Annotated in this window: 16 protein-coding genes; 6 read left to right on the top strand and 10 right to left on the bottom strand. The window is 48.2% G+C overall.

The window, feature by feature from the left end:
* Positions 1-23 precede the first annotated feature (23 nt).
* On the top strand, positions 24-626 hold the full coding sequence (locus KDM87_RS12035) for a LysE/ArgO family amino acid transporter (RefSeq protein WP_230407748.1): 603 nt from the start codon (positions 24-26) through the stop codon (positions 624-626).
* A gap of 83 nt (positions 627-709) precedes the next feature.
* Here the strand turns inward: KDM87_RS12035 and KDM87_RS12040 are convergent, their stop codons facing one another.
* From KDM87_RS12040 to KDM87_RS12050, 3 genes are all read right to left on the bottom strand, one after another.
* Positions 710-1,558, bottom strand: coding sequence for an alpha/beta fold hydrolase (locus tag KDM87_RS12040; protein WP_212679325.1), 849 nt, complete (start codon positions 1,556-1,558; stop codon positions 710-712).
* Between the two features lie 81 nt (positions 1,559-1,639).
* On the bottom strand, positions 1,640-2,614 hold the full coding sequence (locus tag KDM87_RS12045; protein WP_212679326.1) for a CE1 family esterase: 975 nt from the start codon (positions 2,612-2,614) through the stop codon (positions 1,640-1,642).
* 37 nt (positions 2,615-2,651) lie between these two features.
* Complete coding sequence (locus KDM87_RS12050; RefSeq protein ID WP_212679327.1) at positions 2,652-3,344, bottom strand: energy transducer TonB; 693 nt, start codon at positions 3,342-3,344, stop codon at positions 2,652-2,654.
* Between the two features lie 243 nt (positions 3,345-3,587).
* Here KDM87_RS12050 and KDM87_RS12055 point away from each other — a divergent pair, with 243 nt between their 5' ends.
* Positions 3,588-4,304 carry a TonB family protein gene (locus KDM87_RS12055; RefSeq protein ID WP_212679328.1) on the top strand — a complete coding sequence of 239 codons (717 nt, stop codon included), beginning with the start codon at positions 3,588-3,590 and terminating at the stop codon, positions 4,302-4,304.
* A 195-nt stretch (positions 4,305-4,499) separates the two neighbouring features.
* On the opposite strand, the gene KDM87_RS12060 is transcribed toward KDM87_RS12055, so the two are convergent.
* Both KDM87_RS12060 and KDM87_RS12065 read right to left on the bottom strand, forming a co-directional pair.
* Positions 4,500-6,413: an HNH endonuclease gene (locus KDM87_RS12060; RefSeq protein WP_212679329.1), complete on the bottom strand. Its 1,914-nt coding sequence runs from the start codon at positions 6,411-6,413 to the stop codon at positions 4,500-4,502.
* Positions 6,414-6,656: 243 nt separating this feature from the next.
* Positions 6,657-7,592 carry a phytanoyl-CoA dioxygenase family protein gene (locus KDM87_RS12065; RefSeq protein ID WP_212679330.1) on the bottom strand — a complete coding sequence of 312 codons (936 nt, stop codon included), beginning with the start codon at positions 7,590-7,592 and terminating at the stop codon, positions 6,657-6,659.
* 323 nt (positions 7,593-7,915) lie between these two features.
* On the opposite strand from KDM87_RS12065, the gene KDM87_RS12070 reads away from it, so the two are divergent.
* From KDM87_RS12070 to KDM87_RS12080, 3 genes are all read left to right on the top strand, one after another.
* A complete protein-coding gene (locus KDM87_RS12070) occupies positions 7,916-9,097 on the top strand; it encodes a GGDEF domain-containing protein (RefSeq protein WP_212679331.1) in 1,182 nt (393 codons plus the stop codon).
* 138 nt (positions 9,098-9,235) lie between these two features.
* A complete protein-coding gene (locus KDM87_RS12075) occupies positions 9,236-9,877 on the top strand; it encodes a hypothetical protein (protein ID WP_212679332.1) in 642 nt (213 codons plus the stop codon).
* Between the two features lie 351 nt (positions 9,878-10,228).
* Positions 10,229-10,693: a cache domain-containing protein gene (locus KDM87_RS12080; RefSeq protein ID WP_230407749.1), complete on the top strand. Its 465-nt coding sequence runs from the start codon at positions 10,229-10,231 to the stop codon at positions 10,691-10,693.
* 134 nt (positions 10,694-10,827) lie between these two features.
* Here the strand turns inward: KDM87_RS12080 and KDM87_RS12085 are convergent, their stop codons facing one another.
* Positions 10,828-11,211 carry a hypothetical protein gene (locus tag KDM87_RS12085; protein WP_212679333.1) on the bottom strand — a complete coding sequence of 128 codons (384 nt, stop codon included), beginning with the start codon at positions 11,209-11,211 and terminating at the stop codon, positions 10,828-10,830.
* Positions 11,212-11,454: 243 nt separating this feature from the next.
* Here KDM87_RS12085 and KDM87_RS12090 point away from each other — a divergent pair, with 243 nt between their 5' ends.
* Entirely contained in the window at positions 11,455-13,659 is a 2,205-nt protein-coding gene (locus KDM87_RS12090) for an OsmC domain/YcaO domain-containing protein (protein ID WP_212679334.1), read from the top strand.
* A gap of 213 nt (positions 13,660-13,872) precedes the next feature.
* Here the strand turns inward: KDM87_RS12090 and KDM87_RS17755 are convergent, their stop codons facing one another.
* The 4 genes from KDM87_RS17755 to KDM87_RS12110 all read right to left on the bottom strand — a co-directional run bounded on the left by KDM87_RS17755 (position 13,873) and on the right by KDM87_RS12110 (position 18,933).
* Complete coding sequence (locus KDM87_RS17755) at positions 13,873-15,246, bottom strand: eCIS core domain-containing protein (protein ID WP_230407750.1); 1,374 nt, start codon at positions 15,244-15,246, stop codon at positions 13,873-13,875.
* Positions 15,247-15,645: 399 nt separating this feature from the next.
* Positions 15,646-16,602 carry a hypothetical protein gene (locus KDM87_RS12100; RefSeq protein WP_212679335.1) on the bottom strand — a complete coding sequence of 319 codons (957 nt, stop codon included), beginning with the start codon at positions 16,600-16,602 and terminating at the stop codon, positions 15,646-15,648.
* A 457-nt stretch (positions 16,603-17,059) separates the two neighbouring features.
* Positions 17,060-17,596 carry a glycosyl-4,4'-diaponeurosporenoate acyltransferase CrtO family protein gene (locus tag KDM87_RS12105; protein ID WP_212679336.1) on the bottom strand — a complete coding sequence of 179 codons (537 nt, stop codon included), beginning with the start codon at positions 17,594-17,596 and terminating at the stop codon, positions 17,060-17,062.
* 251 nt (positions 17,597-17,847) lie between these two features.
* Entirely contained in the window at positions 17,848-18,933 is a 1,086-nt protein-coding gene (locus KDM87_RS12110) for a GGDEF domain-containing protein (RefSeq protein ID WP_212679337.1), read from the bottom strand.
* Between the last annotated feature and the right edge of the window lie 94 nt (positions 18,934-19,027).

Raw genomic sequence — 19,027 nt, forward strand, 5'->3', positions numbered from 1 at the left:
TCATTGCCGCCGGAGCACTTAAGATGTTGACGTTTTTCTTGAAAGGCATGGGGCTCAGTGCCAGTCTGATTATGGCCATTGGCTCGCAAAATGCGCATGTGTTGCGTATGGGATTACGACGCGAACATGTCGCGTTGACGGTTTTTGCATGTGTGATCTGCGAAGCGGTGCTGATCGCCATCGGTATTCTGGGGATGGGAACTTTGCTCAGCACTCATCCGCTATGGATACGTATCGCCAGTTGGGGCGGTGCCGCGTTTCTGTTCTGGTATGGTTTGCGTGCTATGAGCTCGGCGATGCAGTCGCACAGCCTGCGGGTGAGCGGCGGCGAACAAGCCATGAACTGGCGACCTGCACTGGCGGCAGTGTTAGCGGTCACGCTGCTCAACCCTCATGTCTATCTGGATTTATTGGTGTTGCTGGGGGCTGTCGGTGCGCAACAACCCGGGGACGGAAAATTCTGGTTCGGGCTCGGCGCTTTATGTAATGCCGCGCTGTGGTATGGCTTACTCGGTTACGGCGCCAGATTACTCACCCCCTTGTTTGCCCGTCCTCTGGCATGGCGTATTCTCGATATTGTCATCGCTGTGATGATGTGGACATTAGCGCTTCAATTGCTGATGTGACGAGGATGTTTTGCTGATGACAGTCCGAATTGATTGCCGCCGCATGCTGTGTTTAAGCTTGACGGCGGCAATCGTTGACCAAATCAGAACTGGCCGTTTAAAAAGTCACGATACGCTTTCAATGCTTCCGGCTTACTGAGTGCATTCATGTGGCCTGCATTCGCAATTTCTTCGTAACGTTTATTGCTGCGCTGAATACTGACAAATAATTCGCGCGCAGTTGCAGCCGGGGTCTGTACATCATTCGCACCATTAATGATCAATACCGGGCCAGCATAGTTACGCAAGGCAGCGCGATTATCGACAGCGCTCAACTCCGCATCAAGATTGATTTTGACGAAAGGTTTTGCAAACCACGGCACCATATTGTCGGAATAGGCGAGAGCGGTGGTTCCTGTGCCTTCCAGTACCAATGCGTCGACAGCACGCTTACTCGCCAGTCTTGCTGCTACAAAACTGCCAAAAGAATGACCGTGTACAACTAGTTTTCCAGGTGCCATTTTGCAGGCATAGTCATACAACGCAAGCGTATCGTTTTCTAATTCGAGCAAGCTATGCGGTTTGCCGTTTGAATCGCTACGTCCGAAACCACGATAATCAAAGCTGATGACATTGGCGTTCAGCTCGGTAAATGCTTTTGCAAAACTGGTGCCGTCGGCATCGACGCGGACGCCACTGCCCATGAAATACAGCACCGTAAAATCGGCACCGGGTTTGCGGATGTAAACGCCACGACTGATGGCGCTATCGACTTGCTTGTATTCGATATTCTCAACCTGATACGCAGGCGCAACACTGGTTAATAAACTGATTTTCCCCGGATCTCTTGGAACGAATTGCTGTGCAGTGTAATTGACCGTCGTGCAGGCGCTGAGCGACAGCACAGATGCAAGTAACAGCAAGCACGGTGTGGTGTGGCGATGTTTATTCATACGATCTTTCATCCGTGAGTACATCTGTTGGCAGGAGTTTTATTGTGTAGCAGATGGCAGAGTTAGCTTTGCGAAATAAACTCATTCTTTTTTACCGGATGCTGTTTCAGGGCGGCTGTTGCCGCCGGCATCTTTACATCGTTTATCTTTGAAAAACGCCCATGCTTCCTCAGCAATTTCGATATCTGTATTTTGTGCGCCGACCAGTCTGGTCAGAAACCACGGGTAAAACTGACCCCGGCTGGGTTCTGAATGACCACCGCCATTGATTCTGAGTAAAACGACTTGAAGTTGCTCCGGATTATCACCCCAGGTGACACGTGTGCATGAGGTCGGATTGCTTGCCGCAGATTTCGGAATATCAATGCTCTTTCCGGTTGTGGGCAGGTTCGCCAGCGTACGCCAGATATCGACAGTTTCTTCTATGCTTTTCATCGGGCTTAGCAGCGGTGTGTAAAAATATTTACCACCACCGTAGGGTACCAGCGGATCGCGGGTGCTGGCGACGATCAGAGCGGATATCTGTGTCGCGGGAGCCGCACACACGCTTTGCTGCGGCATATTAGCCAGGACGCTGGCAAACGCTGCGAGCATAGATCCCAGTTCTGTCGCCAAACGGTAGGCCATCATGCCGCCTTTGGATACACCCATCACATAAACGCGCTGCGGATCCGCCTCATGCGCTTGTATCATGTGCTCTATAAGCCCACGAATCATGCCCGTATCATCGGTCACTGGTTTATTTCTGACATGGGCAAAGCTGTCATTCCAGCCTTTTTTGCTGCCATCCGGTGCAACAACCAACAATTGTTCGCGCTCAGCAATTTCTAGCCAGATGGATAAGGGGGATACCGGAAACGCGAGCCCCATTACTTGTGCTGCAGATGCCCCCGCACCGTGCAGAATAATCACCAGCGGACGCAAGTTCGAATTTTTTTTACCAGGAGTCGCCATCAGGTAATGACGCAGCCCGTCGGCAGTGGCAATCGTGTGAGCGGTGATGACGGCTTGCCCGGGACGCTGCAGCATTTGTAGCGATCTGTTTTCGTTTGACATACTTCTGCACGTCCTGTGGTGGTGTTCTTAATCGGTCTCAGAATTGCGAATAGTCGCGGTGTATTTTCGATTTAACATCAGCGATCAGGCGTATAGAAATCGCGGATTCCAGCGTCTTTTTTCCATCCTGCGCAGGTAAGAACTGACAGCTCTTGAGCAGACGGATTGCTTCCATATCCGAAGCGGTACCGCTGCTCCATTCCAGTGTCATTTTTTTGACCATTCCTTTCTTATCCAGATAAACACCAATCACAATGCCGCGTTCTTTTTCTTCGTCAGAGGCAATATGCACCGCATCTGAGCTTGCGCAACTGGCGGCGATCAATTGCGGCTGCTGGTAATCAATACCACTGATGTTCCATCGGAATGTGCCTTTCAGAGGCGTTTTTTCCATGTCAGGCTGATCCAATACCTTACAGTTCTGTACGGCTTGCAGCACGGCTTCATCCAGTATGCGCCAGCCACTGCTGTTGGTGACTTCGGCTGACATGACCTTGCCATCGGCATCGGCAATAGCGGAAATTGTGGTGTTGCCCTGCAACTCGTAGCGCAGTGCATATTTGGGGTAGTTGATGGGGCCGCAACGAAGAAACAGCAGCGGGTAAGACTGGTTGTCTGGGGCGCTGTCCGTCTGCGAAGCACTGATCGGGTTTTCCTGCGCAGGTGGCGTAGCGAAAGACAGGTTTGAGAATGTCAGCAGCAAACTAAAAAGCAGCGCGATTTTTTTCATATCAGTACAGACCTGTCAGAAAAGTGGATGGAGTAAATACCTGCCGCCTTGGTTGTGATGCGCATCAGGCGCTACGATTGTATTCAATATTTATTTAAATTGCTTGATTGAAAGATATTGGTCTAATTACAATCTTGCGACATGATTTGTGTTTTTAATTCCGCCCATTTGGTTCACGCCGCGACAGCGACGACGCTGTAGTGATGTTGCGCCACTCATCTACTTCTTTTGAAAAGGTATCGCATGCGTCAATTTTCTGGGGCAGTTTTGTTGTGGATGCTGTTGCAAACTTTGATGTCGCCCGGCGCGATAGCCAGAGATGCAGAATCGGTGAAGCCGGGCGTGGTGTCCGCACCAGTCGCGGCGTCTGCGACCAGTATCGAAGCAGATTCTGTGACGCCGAATATCAATCATCTGAAAATTGATATTGCCACTGCGTGCGCGATTCCCACGTATCCCGAAGCTGCTCTGCGCTATGGTATGCAAGGTGACACTATGCTGAAGCTGATGATTGATGAAAGCGGCAAAATCAAAGCGTTTCAGTTAGTGCGCAGCAGCGGCTGGAAAATGCTTGATCTGACCGTGATGAACGCAATTATCGGTTGCCAGATATTGCCAGAGGGGCAGCGGGAGCCGAGTGAAATATACACCGCTTACCGCTGGAGGTTTGATCAAGGCTACACCAGCCCGGCAGTGTTAGATGCGAAGACTTGCAAATCCTCAGACAAATTGCGCATCGCCGATGACAGAGATCATAAAGAAAAAGATCCGGGCATCGTCGTCGGTATTTATACGTCGGAAACAGGAAAAGTGCTGGATGCCAAAGTGCAGTGGGGCAGCGACGATGCACAACTCGATCAGGAAAGCCTGCGCATCGCCAAATCATGTGAATTCATGCCCGCCGAACGCAGCGGCAAACGCATCCGTAACGCCGGGTCACTGCGCTTCGTTGCGAAGTAATGTCATTCAGGTGATGCATTTTGAGGTGAGTATGTCACCGCAACCCCTAATGAAAATGCGGCTGCTGGCGTGGAAATGTGCAGGGAGCCACGATTTCATTACTGTTTTTTTTGCGTATATTTTATTAGTCAGAATAATTGCAAATGTTGAACTTCTCTGAAGTGCTCGAATGAGCAAATACTTCGTTTGACATGCTTACTTCCAAAGAAAAATGCCGCCATTGTGACCGTGTTGTTGATGTACTTTTCTATCTACTAAAATCATCTTATATTTTTGCTTAAGATGGTGCCATGTATAGTTATCTGGACTACCGGAGCCGCTATATCCCGCGATCCGATTAGCGATAGAAAAGTGTTGGGCTCTTGTTGCAGTTTGCAGTTTGACTTTGGTTTTGTTATCTTTCATTAAGCCATACCCTGTTTTTTTACAACCTAGCTCCATGTCGATGATGCCCCCGGAAATCGGGGTTGCCCATTGGGTCTTTTGCGTTGGCTTGGTAAAATCAAAATACCCATTCCCATCGCGAGTGTAGGCAACATTTTTATATTGGCCGACGGTATTACTTGTATAAGTTTTGGGACCTGAAATACCAGCGCCGCGTGCAAATTGCTTGATGCCTTTGTCCGAAATTTGTCCACTTTGCCGTATTTTTTCCTGTGCAATTAGCGACGCGATCTGATTGCGGGTCAGAGGTCCTGAGTTAGTCCATTGGTTGAACACATTCTGGGCTACAGAAAAGCCAGTCTTTTCAGCTAAACTGACCTGTTCTTTAACGACGTTCAGATCGCAAAAGAAACTTGCTAACCATTTAGCATCCGAACTTTTCCAGTATGTAGTATCTATGTCCTCAGGTTCGAGACTTTCCATTTCTCCAGACCCCTCTGGATGATCGTTGTCATCTACTATTTCGTCGTTATTGTCCTGAGGAAATTTGCTCTTAATCCATTCCGTTGCGTTATTAATGATCGTATCGAGTTCGTACTGTCTTTCTTCGATTAGGGTATTACTCAGACGGTCATATAACTCAGAAAAATCACTATCCTCATTCGTTTTGTACGCATTGACATAATGATTAAATGGATTATCGTTGCCTAGGATGAGTTCTAAATACGATATGGGATTGCCATCGACTGTTTTGGAGTTGATTATTTCACTACCTCTCTTCCAGACTCTTTGTACGGCCACATCTGATTTTCGTATCGATGTCGACGGCGATGTGTCTTTGAGTTGCGCCTTTGTTTGTAACAACTTCAAAGCCTTCGCCCCCATCACGTCCGCTTCCGTCTCCAGCCCCGCATCATCATTGACCGCTACACCATCTTTCATCTGCATCGTCGGCTTCACACGCCCCTGCGCTTGCTGTACGACATGCCAGGCTTCATGTGGCAAGTGTTGTTCCTGCCCCGGCGCGACGTGAATATCGCTGCCTTGTGCGTACGCGAGTGCATTGAGTTGCGCCGGTTGGGATGAGTTGTAACGTACCTTTACATGATCCATGCTCATGCCGGAAAGAGATTCGATACCGGATTTGAGTTGATTCGGCAGACCGGTATTATTGGGCTTGGCGGTGGCTTGCTCTTGCCTTTGTACAGTATCGAATTTCCCTTGGAGTAGTTCGTCTTCTTCAACGCGTTGCACAGGTACGAATTTCCCCTGCAACGGTTCTTCATCTTCGACTCTTTGAGCGGTTATCAGCTTGTTTTGCAGGGGTTCATCTTCTTCCACCCGTTGTGCTGTCTTGAACTTGCCTTGCAGAGGTTCTTCTTCCTCTACCCGTTGTATGGTGGCGAACTTCCCTTGCAATAGTTCTTCATCTTCGACTCTTTGCAACGCAGCGGTGCTCGCTGCTGCACTCATTCTTTTGAGCTGCACCGCGCGTTCGCTTGCTGCGGCTATGCGCTGCAAGGCTTGTAATTGAGCAGCTTGCGGACTATCGGCAGCTGTTTCTCGCAGGCGACGTTGGATAGCCGTTTGTGGTCGTGAGTCAACAAAGTTACTTTGCTTTTCACGTCCAGCCACCGCAGCGTTCTGCCTGAGTTGGCGAGGGTTGGTTCTTGTTTCGGCGTGTGAATTGGCTGTCGCTTGTTGCAATGGCGCTGCTGCACTCATGATCGACCTCGCGTAGTGGAAAGGCTATGCGGAAAACAATCATATTAGCGAAAAAGTTGGCTTAAATGTAAATATTTTCGACTGTCAGCTAATTCGGGCTCCATAGCACTCCAAATAGATGAAGCCTCAAAATAATTGCACCCGAGGGTTTCAATGAGGGCTGTTGACGTTGTAGCCTGAGCGCATGCTGTAATGGGTACTTAGAACGACTGGAGGGCGAACAAAATGAAAAATCGCCCAAGCTCACATCCACACGCTGTGTTCCACATGATTCGTTGGAATATACGTCAGATACTGCACCATGCGCGGGGTAAGACCGTGATTCGGCGTTGCGCAGTGAGGCAGGGCCTGATGCCAGATGATGAAGTCGCCGGCTTTGCCGGGTACCGCGCGCGGCTTCAGGGTTGCGGTTGCAATTTGCCGGATGTTGTCTTCGGGCTTGAATTGCTTGATCCAATCGGCGATCTGGCGATGGAAACCGGGCACACAATGAAAGGCACCGTCGCTTTCGGTGCAGTCGGTTAAATACAATAAGCCCTGGTAGCGTTCTGGTATCGGTTGTGCGATGCTGACGTCCCAGTGCAGGGCACTGCCGCGAAAAGAAAAATGCGCCGTTTCCGGTGGATTGAAACTGACGTGATCGATCGTCTTGTATATTGCCTCACTACCATAGAGCTGCGCATAGGCTGCGCGAATACGCTTTGATGCACGGTTGCTGTTTAATTGCGGATGATTGTACAAGGGCAGCATCAGGCCGTGCTGTAAGCATTCTGGCTGATACCAGCTTGACGGCTCTTGCAGTGTTGCGCCTGTATGTTGCCAGATGGCGTCGCAACTGGCAGCGCATGCGGCGGCATCAATAACATTATGCAAAACAAGATAGCCGTTTTCTTGCCAGAAAGCGACTTCTTCAGCTGAAAGGCGATAGCTGTTGTCATCATTATCCGATGCGTCTTCTGCTACCTGGTACCGCGCGCTGGTATGCGCGACCCATTCGTAAAATTCTTCCAGAGTCGGGCGTTTTTGCAGCAGAAATCTGAGTGCAGCCGGGTGCGCAATCTGATTGGCATACAAGGCTTGTATCTGTTGTTCCCATTCTGTTGATGCGCGCGCGCTGGTTTGATAAACCGGATCGCAATGACGCTGCCACAGTGTTTTTAAAACAGACCAGTCTTGCATGGATTTCCTCTATCGTGAGTTTTTATGTGCGGTTTTGACCTAGCGTCGTACGTCTTGGAAGCGGCAGAACGTAGTGTAAATCGTCATGGACGGCGGTGCAAAAATGCTGATGGATCAGTAAATCAAGCAGTATTTCAATCTGCAGCTTATGTCAGGACCACAGAGAAATTATCAGTCCGATGCGCTTGCCTCCAAATTAATGCCATCCGTGTGTAAGAACGCCATTTTTCATTATCTGGGAAATTGCATTGAGGAAATTTCAGAGTGTAATCCACTATAATTGCACGCACGAAAACCAGAGCCTGTTGACACTTAAAAGCACGATGAAGCCACTTGATATCTACACCTTAGTCTTCATGAATGCATTTATTTGTATAGGCATGAGCGTCATCATGTTTTCAGTACATCGCACATTTAAATCAGAAGTGCAGGGTGTGGGGCATTGGGCATGGGCGCAGTTAATGACATTGCTGGCGCTGCCGATACTTGCGACCCAAGCAGTACTGAGTGAATACATTGCAATTCCCGGATTTAATGGTGCGATGTTGTGGGGGCAGGGAATGACTCTGATCGGTACCCAGTTGTTTTACGGGCAGAAGCCGACCTGGCGTTTGTTTCTTTTTATCTGGGGGCTCACCATCGCTGCTTTGATGTGGTGGCTGGCGGTGACACCCAATTTCAGCATACGCGTGGCGATTTATTCACTGACCTCTTTTGGGATGTACTGCGCTCTGGTCCGGCTGGTCTGGCTTCATGGCGAAAAGCAATTCAGCAGTTATTTTTTTGTGGCGCTGTTGCTGCTACATGCTGCTCTGACATTAATACGCGGTGGTTTCGCTCTGGCATACGATGGCGCAAGTGTGAACTTGCTGAAGACCAGCAATCTGGCCACGACCTACCTGGCAACCTCGACAATACTGGTGCAGCTGTTAAGCGTCGTTTTTCTGGTCATGGCATCGCGTCGTTTAAAGGCCGTACTTGAGCAGCGGGCGGTCAAAGATCCGCTGACTGGCGTGCTCAATCGCCGCGGTTGTGGTGCTTACTATGAACGACTGCAATTGCATGCCCGCCAGGCTGATTTTCCGCTGGCGTTGCTAGCGATAGATCTGGATCACTTTAAATGCGTCAATGATCAGCATGGTCATGCCGTCGGGGATCAGGTGCTTGTGTTCGTCGCAGGAAAAATCTGCCAGTTGCTGCGTGAGTGCGATCAGATCGCGCGTTTCGGTGGTGAAGAGTTTGTTGTGCTGTTGCCGGGAACAACAGTGGCGGAAGCGCGAGTGGTCGCGGCCCGGATTCAGGCAACGCTGAAGAATGCGCAAACAGATTTACCGCTCTGCACCCTCAGTATTGGCATCGCTGGTAATAGTAATGTCAAGGATGATTTTGATCATTTGCTGCAGCGAGCCGATGCTGCTTTGTATCGTGCTAAAAATAGCGGGCGTGACATTATCGAAACAGATCATGCAATGTTGCCAGGGAGCGCGATCTCTGTCGCGCAGTAACACAGAATATGAAGTTGCATCTGACCTTATCAGAGTTGGCGACAAGAACGAAAACCTGAAGCAACAACGTTGGGAAGATATACCTGAAAAAGCATCACTTTGTTGCGTCATACCGAAACAAAAGCAGAAAGGAAAAGAATGTTTTTACGTGGATTGCTAGTGTGCTTGCTGTTTTCTTCAACAGCCAGCGCGCATGTGGTGATGGAGGCACTGAAGGCGACCGATCAGAGTCAAGTCAGTGCGTGGCATTATCGTGTGACATCATTCGAAAACGCTAAGCTCAAAAGCGTAGGTGTGTTTGATCCGGCCAAAGAGAAAAAGCAGCAATGGCTGCTGGAGTCGTTTGAAGGACGGGTACCGACGGAAAAAGAAACCAGAAAATTTCTCGACAAAATGGAAAGTGCCGATCAGGAAAAGCTGAGCGAACAGGTTGATGAGAAATCCTTACAGGCGATAGACGCGGGCAATAATCCCAGACGCTGGCGTTTTCACATGCGTAAAGACGCTGATTTACGAGGTGTACCTCCTGAAAAAATTGCAGGCATTATCACACTCAGTGAAAAGGGTGATTTGCAAAGAGTGGAATATAGCAACATTGAAGCCTTTCGCGTCAAGCTCATCCTCAAAATGAACCATATTGTTGCCGTCACTGAATATGAAAAACAGGCAAACGGGGATAATCTGGTGAAGTCAGAAGCGGTAGAAACCGATGTCTCGGTGATGGGAAAAGACATCAGTCTCAAATTACGCACCGATTATCAAATGCTCCGTCATCAATAAGCGACATCAATAAGCGCCATCTCTGGTGCCTTACTTTGTTTTCCTGAAGTTTCTTATGCGTGAGAAACAGCAAAGCACGGACCTTACAACCGGGACAGCCTATTTCGACTTGTCGTTGTGACACCGTTGTTAATATACATCTTACTCAGACGGATTTACGGCAGCACGGTGCAGGGCACAGGTTACTACTTGCCTCTGTGTCTGATTTTACTCAAACCGATTCAACAATTTCTTGCAATAAGAAAATTTCACTAACCCTATACTGAGCAGCAATCCTGCCTGCCATGATCGCGCCCTTGCGACACGGCAGCAGCGGGAGCCAATATTGTTATCAAAAATAGGGAGACTGACATGAAAAAAATCGGATCACTGATACTGGCATTTCTGATGACTTTTGCCGTATGCGGCGTGTCTTCAGCAGCAGAGGATCATGGGACTGCTGAACAGGCAACAGCCATGGTAAAAAAAGCGATTGCCCACTTTAAAGCCAATGGCAAAGATAAGGCGCTGGCAGATTTTAATGATCCTTCCAACAAACAATTCCATGACCGAGATCTGTATGTCATCGCATTCGATATGGAAGGCACGATGCTCGCATCGGCAAATACCAAACTGGTCGGAAAACCGCTGATGGATTTTAAAGATGGCGACGGCAAACTGGTGACCAAAGAAATGCTGCAGGTCGCAAAAACGAAGGGCTCAGGCTGGGTCGAATATCGCTGGCCTAATCCCATCACTAAATTGCTGGACCAAAAAACGACCTACATAGAAAAAGTCGACAATTACCTGCTTGGTGTCGGCATTTACAAAAAATAAAAATCGATAGTCCCTTTTCGCCGTCCTGCGATAAAAGGGACTACCACTCTGCTTACTGTTTTTCTGACGGTTATTAAAACAGTGAGAATCCAGCGGAACGATGCTCGTTTCTTAGTTACCTGGTGACAGCCGCATCAGTAACGGTAGCAATGTGCTTGCTGACTTTCACTGCGCATAAACGGCACTGTCTGTAGTTGTGAGGTTTCACGCTGGCATTGCTTTAATACTTCGGTATAAGCCTCGACCGCATTTTCAGCGACACTTTTTTTGTACGCATCTCCAATTGCTTTCGCGAGAGAAGACTCTTTCATCTTTTTTGCTGAGTTGTAGCGTCGATCATCTTCTCGTACCGCATCGACAATCAAGACATTTCTTAACTGACCCACCCGCGTGAGTAGCGGCGTCCTCGCCGTCAAGCTTTCACTATCGTTTAACTGCGCCTGCATTGTTTCAACATCTGCCGCTAACGCCGCTGCTGTCAGGCAGAAACTGAGAATCAGGCTAAGAAGTAACTTCATATGGTGAGCTACCTGAACACAGGTTTTAAAGAGATCAATTGCGGTACGCATGCCGAAAAAGTTTCCCTATTTTACTCATGAAATTTTCAGCACCGGGAAACCTGTATTGATGCAAGGTTTGCCTGAATGGAAAAGAGGCGCAAGCGAATGATGCATACACAGTGCGTATATACCTAAAAAAACGGATAATGGCGGCTAACTTACTTTTAACGCGCTTTTGCTCGCTTTTTTGGAACACTCTTCATGGAAATTAAAGTCAATTTTCTCGATAAGCTTCGCCTCGAAGCCAAGTTCGATGATTTCACGGTGATCGCTGATCAGCCTATCCGCTATAAAGGCGATGGCTCAGCGCCCGGGCCTTTCGATTACTTCCTTGCTTCATCGGCATTGTGCGCGGCGTACTTCGTGAAGTTGTACTGCAACACGCGCAATATTCCGACTGAGAATATCCGTCTGTCGCAAAATAATATCGTTGACCCGGAAAACCGCTACGCGCAAATTTTCAAAATTCAGGTTGAATTGCCCGCCGATATTTCTGAAAAAGATCGTCAGGGTATTCTGCGTTCGATTGAACGTTGCACGGTCAAAAAAGTCGTGCAGGAAGGGCCGCAGTTTGTGATCGAAGAAGTCGAAAGTCTCGACGCCGATGCGCAAGCTTTGCTGACCTTAAATCCAGATGCAGAGGCTGCGACCTACATCCTCGGTAAAGATCTGCCTTTGGAAAAAACCATCGCGAATATGTCCGGCTTGCTGGCGGGGCTGGGCATCAAAATTGAAATCGCATCGTGGCGCAATATCATTCCGAACGTGTGGTCATTACATATTCGCGATGCGCACTCACCGATGTGTTTTACCAATGGCAAAGGCGCGACCAAAGAAAGCGCCTTGGCGTCGGCGTTGGGCGAGTACATTGAGCGCCTGAGTAATAATCATTTTTACGCTGGTTCGTTCTGGGGCGAAGATATTGCGAACGCCGAGTTTGTGCATTATCCGAATGAGAAATGGTTCAAACCGGGTAAAAAAGACGCGCTGCCAAAAGAGATTCTGGATGCCTACAGCCTGGCAATTTATAACCCCGATAAAGAATTGCGTGGCTCGCATTTGATTGACACCAATTCTGGTAACACAGAACGTGGTATCTGCTCATTACCATTTGTGCGCCAATCCGATGGTGCGACTGTTTATTTCCCATCGAACCTGATCGAAAACCTGTTCGCCAGCAATGGCATGAGCGCGGGTAATACGCTGGCCGAAGCGCAGGTGCAATGTTTGTCTGAGATTTTTGAACGCGCCGTCAAACGTGAAATCCTCGAAGGCGAAATCGCCTTGCCTGATGTGCAGCAAGACGTGTTGGCAAAGTATCCCGGTATCCTCGCTGGCATACAAGGCTTGGAAGAACAAGGCTTTCCGGTGTTGGTCAAAGATGCCTCGCTCGGCGGGCAATATCCGGTGATGTGCGTGACCCTGATGAACCCACGCACCGGCGGCGTGTTTGCTTCGTTTGGTGCGCATCCGAGCTTTGAAGTCGCGCTGGAACGCAGCCTGACAGAATTGCTGCAGGGCCGTAGCTTTGAAGGCCTGAATGATTTACCGCAACCCACCTTCGTCAGTCAGGCTGTGACTGAACCAAATAATTTTGTGGAACACTTTATCGATTCCAGCGGCGTTGTGTCATGGCGTTTTTTCAGTGCCAAAGCCGACTACGAATTTGTGGAATGGGATTTCTCAGGCCGAGGTGAAAACTCGAATGCCGATGAAGCTGCCACCTTGTTCGGCATCCTCGCCGATTTGGGTAAAGAATCCTACATGGCGGTGTATGACCAGCTAGGCGCGACTGCTTGCCGCATCCTGGTGCCGGGTTATTCAGAAGTCTATCCAGTCGAAGATCTGATCTGGGATAACACCAACAAAGCCTTATTGTTCCGCAGCGATATTTTGAATTTACATCAACTTGATGACGATGCACTGGAAGACTTGCTCGATCGTTTAGAGAATAACGAACTCGACGATTACAGCGACATCGCCACCCTGATCGGTATTGAGTTTGATGAAAATACAGTGTGGGGACAACTCACCGTGCTGGAATTAAAACTGCTGATCCATCTCGCCTTAGAACAACTCGAAGACGCGCAGGATTTGACGCAAGCCTTCCTGCAATACAACGACAACAGCGTCGAACGCGGTCTGTTTTATCAGGCGCTGAACGTGGTGCTCGAAGTTACACTGGATGATGAATTAGAGCTGGCTGATTACGAAAACAACTTCCGCCGCATGTTTGGCAACGAGCGCATGGATGCAGCAATCGGATCGGTCAATGGCAGCGTGCGTTTTTACGGCTTAACACCGACGAGCATGAAACTGGAAGGCTTGGACAGACACCAGCGACTGATCGATAGCTACAAAAAATTACACGTGGCGCGGAGTAAGTTTTCGGGTGCAGGTCACTGATTTTTTTGGGAAGCTGCTTAATGCCTGCACATTAAGTGTCAGGCATTAAGTGCCTTACAATCTCGAAATTTTAAAATCCGTAAGAAACTTTGGGACAAAGATTTATATCCGTGTGGGCACAAATAGGTACTGGACATGGGGAATAGTCTAGTTTGAAAATGTGTTAGGTCGAGACTTGATCCTTTTTCCTTTTGTTTGTGTTTTTTTGGGAAATTAAGGGACTACAATTTTGGTGCCACCACCTAACTCCACTTGCTCATTATCCACTAGCGTTTCAGAGCCTACTATTACGGTGCATTTAATTGATGGGTCTTCATAATAAATCTCATCTCCTGATTTATTTTTTGTAAGATCTATTGTTTGATCATAGGGAGTTATGACATCTGCTTCGTAGGACATGTCTTTAGGCGCTTTTCCACCGTTGTTCTTGAACTGATTGTGCACCTCGTTTTCAATTGTTTTATGGCGGCCGTTTAATCTAGGTGTCCCTGGTACCAAATTTCCATCCAGTGCATCTGCGGAACCACCCCAGTTTGCATTTACCACATGTAGACCTGTTGCATTGTTACTGTTACTTTGGTTTTTGAGCAGCCCCTTCCAACCATGGTTATGCACAGTATGCGAACCTATCGACTTTGGATCCATAATTTCACCCTTCTTCCAAGTGACTTTCGAACTAATGCTTTCGGTCCATTTTTCAGTACTTTTTGGGAGATTTACAGTTATTTCTGCCGGATTAGGGTTATAACTATATTTTTGTATTAGCACATTGCTCTCCCCCTTCGCTAGGTTAAGAGCTTTCTTCTGTACATTTATGTCTATTGAAGAACTATTTTTAGGCTCTTTTTGCTGGATGGGTTGCGATGGCGACGGGTTCAGTTCTAACATTCCAACATCCCCTTCCTTCCTCATCTGCACAGCCCCCAACCCCAAGGCTTTCGCTCCCATCAGATCCGCCTCGGACTCTAACCCCGCATCATCATTTACCGGAACCCCAGCCTTCATCTGCATCGTCGGTTTTACGCGCCCCTGCGCCTGCTGCACGACGTGCCAGGCTTCGTGTGGCAAATGGCGCTCTTGTCCCGGAGCGACATGAATCTCGCTGCCTTGCGCGTAGGCGTGGGCATTCAATTGGGCGGGTTGTGCGGAGTTGTAGTGCACCTTGACATGATCCATGCTCATGCCGGACAGCGATTCAATACCGGATTTAAGTTGATCGGGCAGGCCGGTGTTATTTGGTTTAGGCGCTTCGGCTGCATCTGCTACGTCACGCTGGGCTGTTTCGGTTGCCGATTTAGCTTGGAGCGGTTCCTCTTCTTCCACCCGTTGCAAAGCAGGCGCATTCATCATCGCGCTCATGGCTTTGAGCTGAGTGGCGCGTGCACTGGTTTGTGCCATTTGCTGAAAAACTTTGAGTTGGGCACTTTGTGGGCTGTTGTTGGCCGCTTCTTGTAGCTGGCGTTGCGCAGTGGCTTGCGGGCGCAGGTCAGCAAATTCACTTTGAACGGCACTTGCTTTACTTTGCTGGCGTTGCGCAGGTTGTGCTGCCTCGGTTTTCGCTTGCTGCATAGTTGCGGATGAACTCATGACTTGCCTCGCGTAAGGGTAATGCCATCAGACGAAGAACCTATTCTAATGGCAAAACTGTTGGATTTTTCCTGATTCAGTGAAAATTTAATAACGTCAGAAAATGGAAAGGATGACCACGATGAGAAAGTTCCGTTTTACCAATGAATGAAGAGACCAAGTTAGCCCACAAATCACAACACCCGCAAAAGATATCCTCTCAATAAAGATGAGCCTCGTGGCATGCGAACCTGCCATAGACCTGATATGTATTGTTTAGTGCGCTACGCGTTAATGATGAAAAAAAGCGACTTAAAATGAAGATGTCAGGAGAAGTGGTGCGTGTGATGTATAACAAAGAGGATGCACATTACGCATACTTTATGTTTGCACCTTATTTATCCGCGAATACTCATGCGTTCAATTCCCAGGTTCTCCATCTGGATGATTTACAAAATCAACAGGAAATAATGGATTCCACTCTGCACCACCGTAATGAACAAAATCATCATCGCCAATTTCATGTAGTGGACTATTACTAATCAAATGGTCTGCAAAATTATTTGTTTCTGTTTGTACTGCGGTAATTTGAGTTTGTGCTTCGCCTTTCAATTCGTCGTCCATTTCTCTTCCATTTAAAATTTCTTCTGCTTGTTCAGCATAGTCGCTAATGTATGTAAATATATCTCGCTGCGACACTTGTGTATTTCCATGAGCCGCATAAGAACCAAAATTCAAATTGGTAAAATCATCTGCAACTGGCGCGCCAGTCTTTATTGCACCAAGATCTGGAAAGCCATTAGCTAACTCAGACATGACATATGCGTATCTTCCTTCTAAAGTTATGTGACCATTATTTGCCACCGTATACTGATCCAAATTGACGTGCGCTCCAACACCCGCCTCGTTAATGTGAGAGCGTTTATTGCCTTCATTCAGTCCATTAAAAAATGCTGGCTGTTCTTGTATGTTAACCGTAGGTTCAGCACCTGTAGCATTTCTCGAAATATGCACATACGCCTCGGGACTTGTTGAGTCCACAATTTCCATTCCTTTGCGATAGACAACATTGCTTGGCAAATTCCGGTTGTATATTGATGTTGTTCGTTCCACCCGTTGCACAGCAGGTGCATTCATCATCGCGCTCATGGCTTTGAGCTGTGTGGAACGCGCGCTGTTTTGTGCCATCTGTTGAAAGGTGTTGAGCTGATGGCTTTGCGGGCTGTTGTTGGCGGTATCTTGTAGCTGGCGCTGTGCGGTGGCTTGCGGGCGCAGGTCAGACAATTCACTTTGAACGGCACTTGCTTTACTTTGCTGGCGTTGCGCAGGTTGTGCTGCCTCGGTTTTCGCTTGCTGCATCGTTGCGGATGAACTCATGACTCGCCTCGCGTAAGGGAAATGCCATCAGAAGGAGTTTCTATTCTATAGGCAAAACCAATGGACTTATATCCAATTTAGTAAGAATTTAACAATGTCAAAAAATAAAATAAGAAACGTGCGCAGAGGAGGGGGAAGCTCATGAATTAAAAGAGGACGACAACTCTAAGATTGAGATATCTACCTACATCAAGAGATACCCCGCAAAAAATAAGGCTTGCAGACTAAAAATACGCCACAAACCGCATAGATATTGGGGGCGAGTGCGTAGAAAAAGAAAAATGATCAGTAAAAATTGACGATGCCCGGCAAAGAGGTATCCGCAGCGCGTCCTGCGAAGGTTGTTTGCTAACCCTCGATGGGAAATGCAAGTGCAGGTTCAATATGTGCAGGCGGATGGAAGAATAGCGCGTTGGTGAAGATCAGCCTTGATATTTCAAGGCTCAGATAGCGGTACTCATTTTCGTCGTCGCATATTGATTACGCGCGCAATTCTCGGGCGGTTATATCGTTGCAAAATCACAGGGTAGAGATTCAGTAAGATATTTAAACCAAACAGCCACATTGATTTCATCAAACCAAATCGCATCGCGACAACAATATTAAAGGCCAGCACGATAAAGAAAATAATGAAATGACCGAGTTCTGATTTCTTAGTCTGATGGTGCAAACCCATCAGAGCCTCGGCATTTTTTTCGACAGGCGTCGATTTTCTGATGACTTTTTCCCATCCAATTAACACCAGCATTTTTCTGAAAAAATTGATGCCCAGATATTCGTAAATTTTCCCTCTTCGTTCCCAGGTTTTTTCGTCAAAGTAAGACGATAGAAGCGGGCTTTTCATTATCTCGATAAGAGCGGAAACCCAGATCATCAACAGAAAATTCAACGCCCACGCAAACTCAAAGCTGTCCATACGAATGAAATAAGCCAGCGCTAAAGTAGAGCCGATTGCCGCAATGCTGATAGATATAAAAATCAAAGAATTTTTCATAGCATTTCGTCGCCTGAGTTTTTAAAAAAGCTGACAGCGTCTTACTTGTGTTGCAAAACGTAATTTATAAAACATGATGAGCTATTTGCACAGCACAAGATAGTGCCGTATTTCACCTTGAATATCCAATGGGAGATAAATAAAACCTCCAGCCTGAATAATCAAACGCCGTTGATACGTTGCGTATTGTGCGATCAGCAGGCGATGCGAAGCGCGTGAGAAGCGGGTAGGAAGCGGGCAGTCGCACGCTTTCAGGCGGCTTGCGTGAAACAGGATACCCGGTTGCGCCCTTGCTGTTTAGCGTCGTACATCGCCTGATCGGCGCGGCGCTGAATGGCGGCAATGTTGGTTTCGCTGCGTTCGCCGCTGGCAACACCGATGCTGGCGGTGACTTTGATGCGCTGCTGGCCGATTTGCGGCATCAGGGCTTCAATGCCGCTGCGCATGTTTTCGGCCAGTTTGGCTGCGCCGCTTAAATCGGTGTCCGGCAGAAAAACGGAAAATTCCTCACCACCGATACGGCCAACCGCATCACTTTGCCGGACTGATTCCTGCAGTTGTTTAGCGACAGTTTTCAGCACGATGTCACCAGCTTCATGGCCAAAGGTATCGTTAATTTTTTTGAAGTGATCGAGATCGACAAACAGCACCGCGAACGGCTGCTGGTGGCGGCTTGCCAGATGAATCAACTGATCGCAGGTTGCATAATATGCGCCCGCGTTCAGCAGATCGGTCAGCGGGTCGTGGCTGGCGATATGACGCAACTGACGGTTAGACTCGCGCATACGGATGAAGTAAGACACCGAGCGCGCACCATAGACATGAAAAAAAGCACCCAGATACATCAACGCTGAGAGCAAGGTAGCGATCGCATTTGTTGAATAAGGCTGCGGCAAAAATGCATTGCCCACCGCCAGACCAACGATCGTACCTATGGTAATCAACATGCCCGCACGCTGACCAAGCAAAATATAGATCCCCGGAATATTGGTAAAAAACCAGATCACGCGCATTTCATCTTCCGAAACAAAATACAGCGCAGACACAAACTCCAGCAGGCATAAGCACTCGTATATCCACGCCATTGCCACAAAGCGTTGCGGTTGCCCGCGCAAGACCAGCCAGATCACCAGACTGATGAGCGTAAAACACGTCATCGAAACGACATGGATGGCGTCGATATGATTTACCCCGCTGGCGACGCCCGCCAGCAACAGCACGGTCACCCCCGCACCAGCCAGCAATAAAATGCATAAAAACCGGAATTGAAACGCCCGGTATTCCTCATTTTTAAGGAAATCAATATTGCCGTATAAAAGATGATTCAGTGCGTGCATTGACGTTGCGTGATCCGTATTTTTGAAGGAGTAACCATTGTCAATGATACGCCAGAGCACCAGCGTGCTGCCTATCTTCCTGCGCATTTTGCAA

This window comes from Cognatundibacterium rivi (assembly GCF_018139565.1).
Taxonomy (GTDB): Bacteria; Pseudomonadota; Gammaproteobacteria; order Burkholderiales; family Burkholderiaceae_D; genus Undibacterium; species Undibacterium rivi.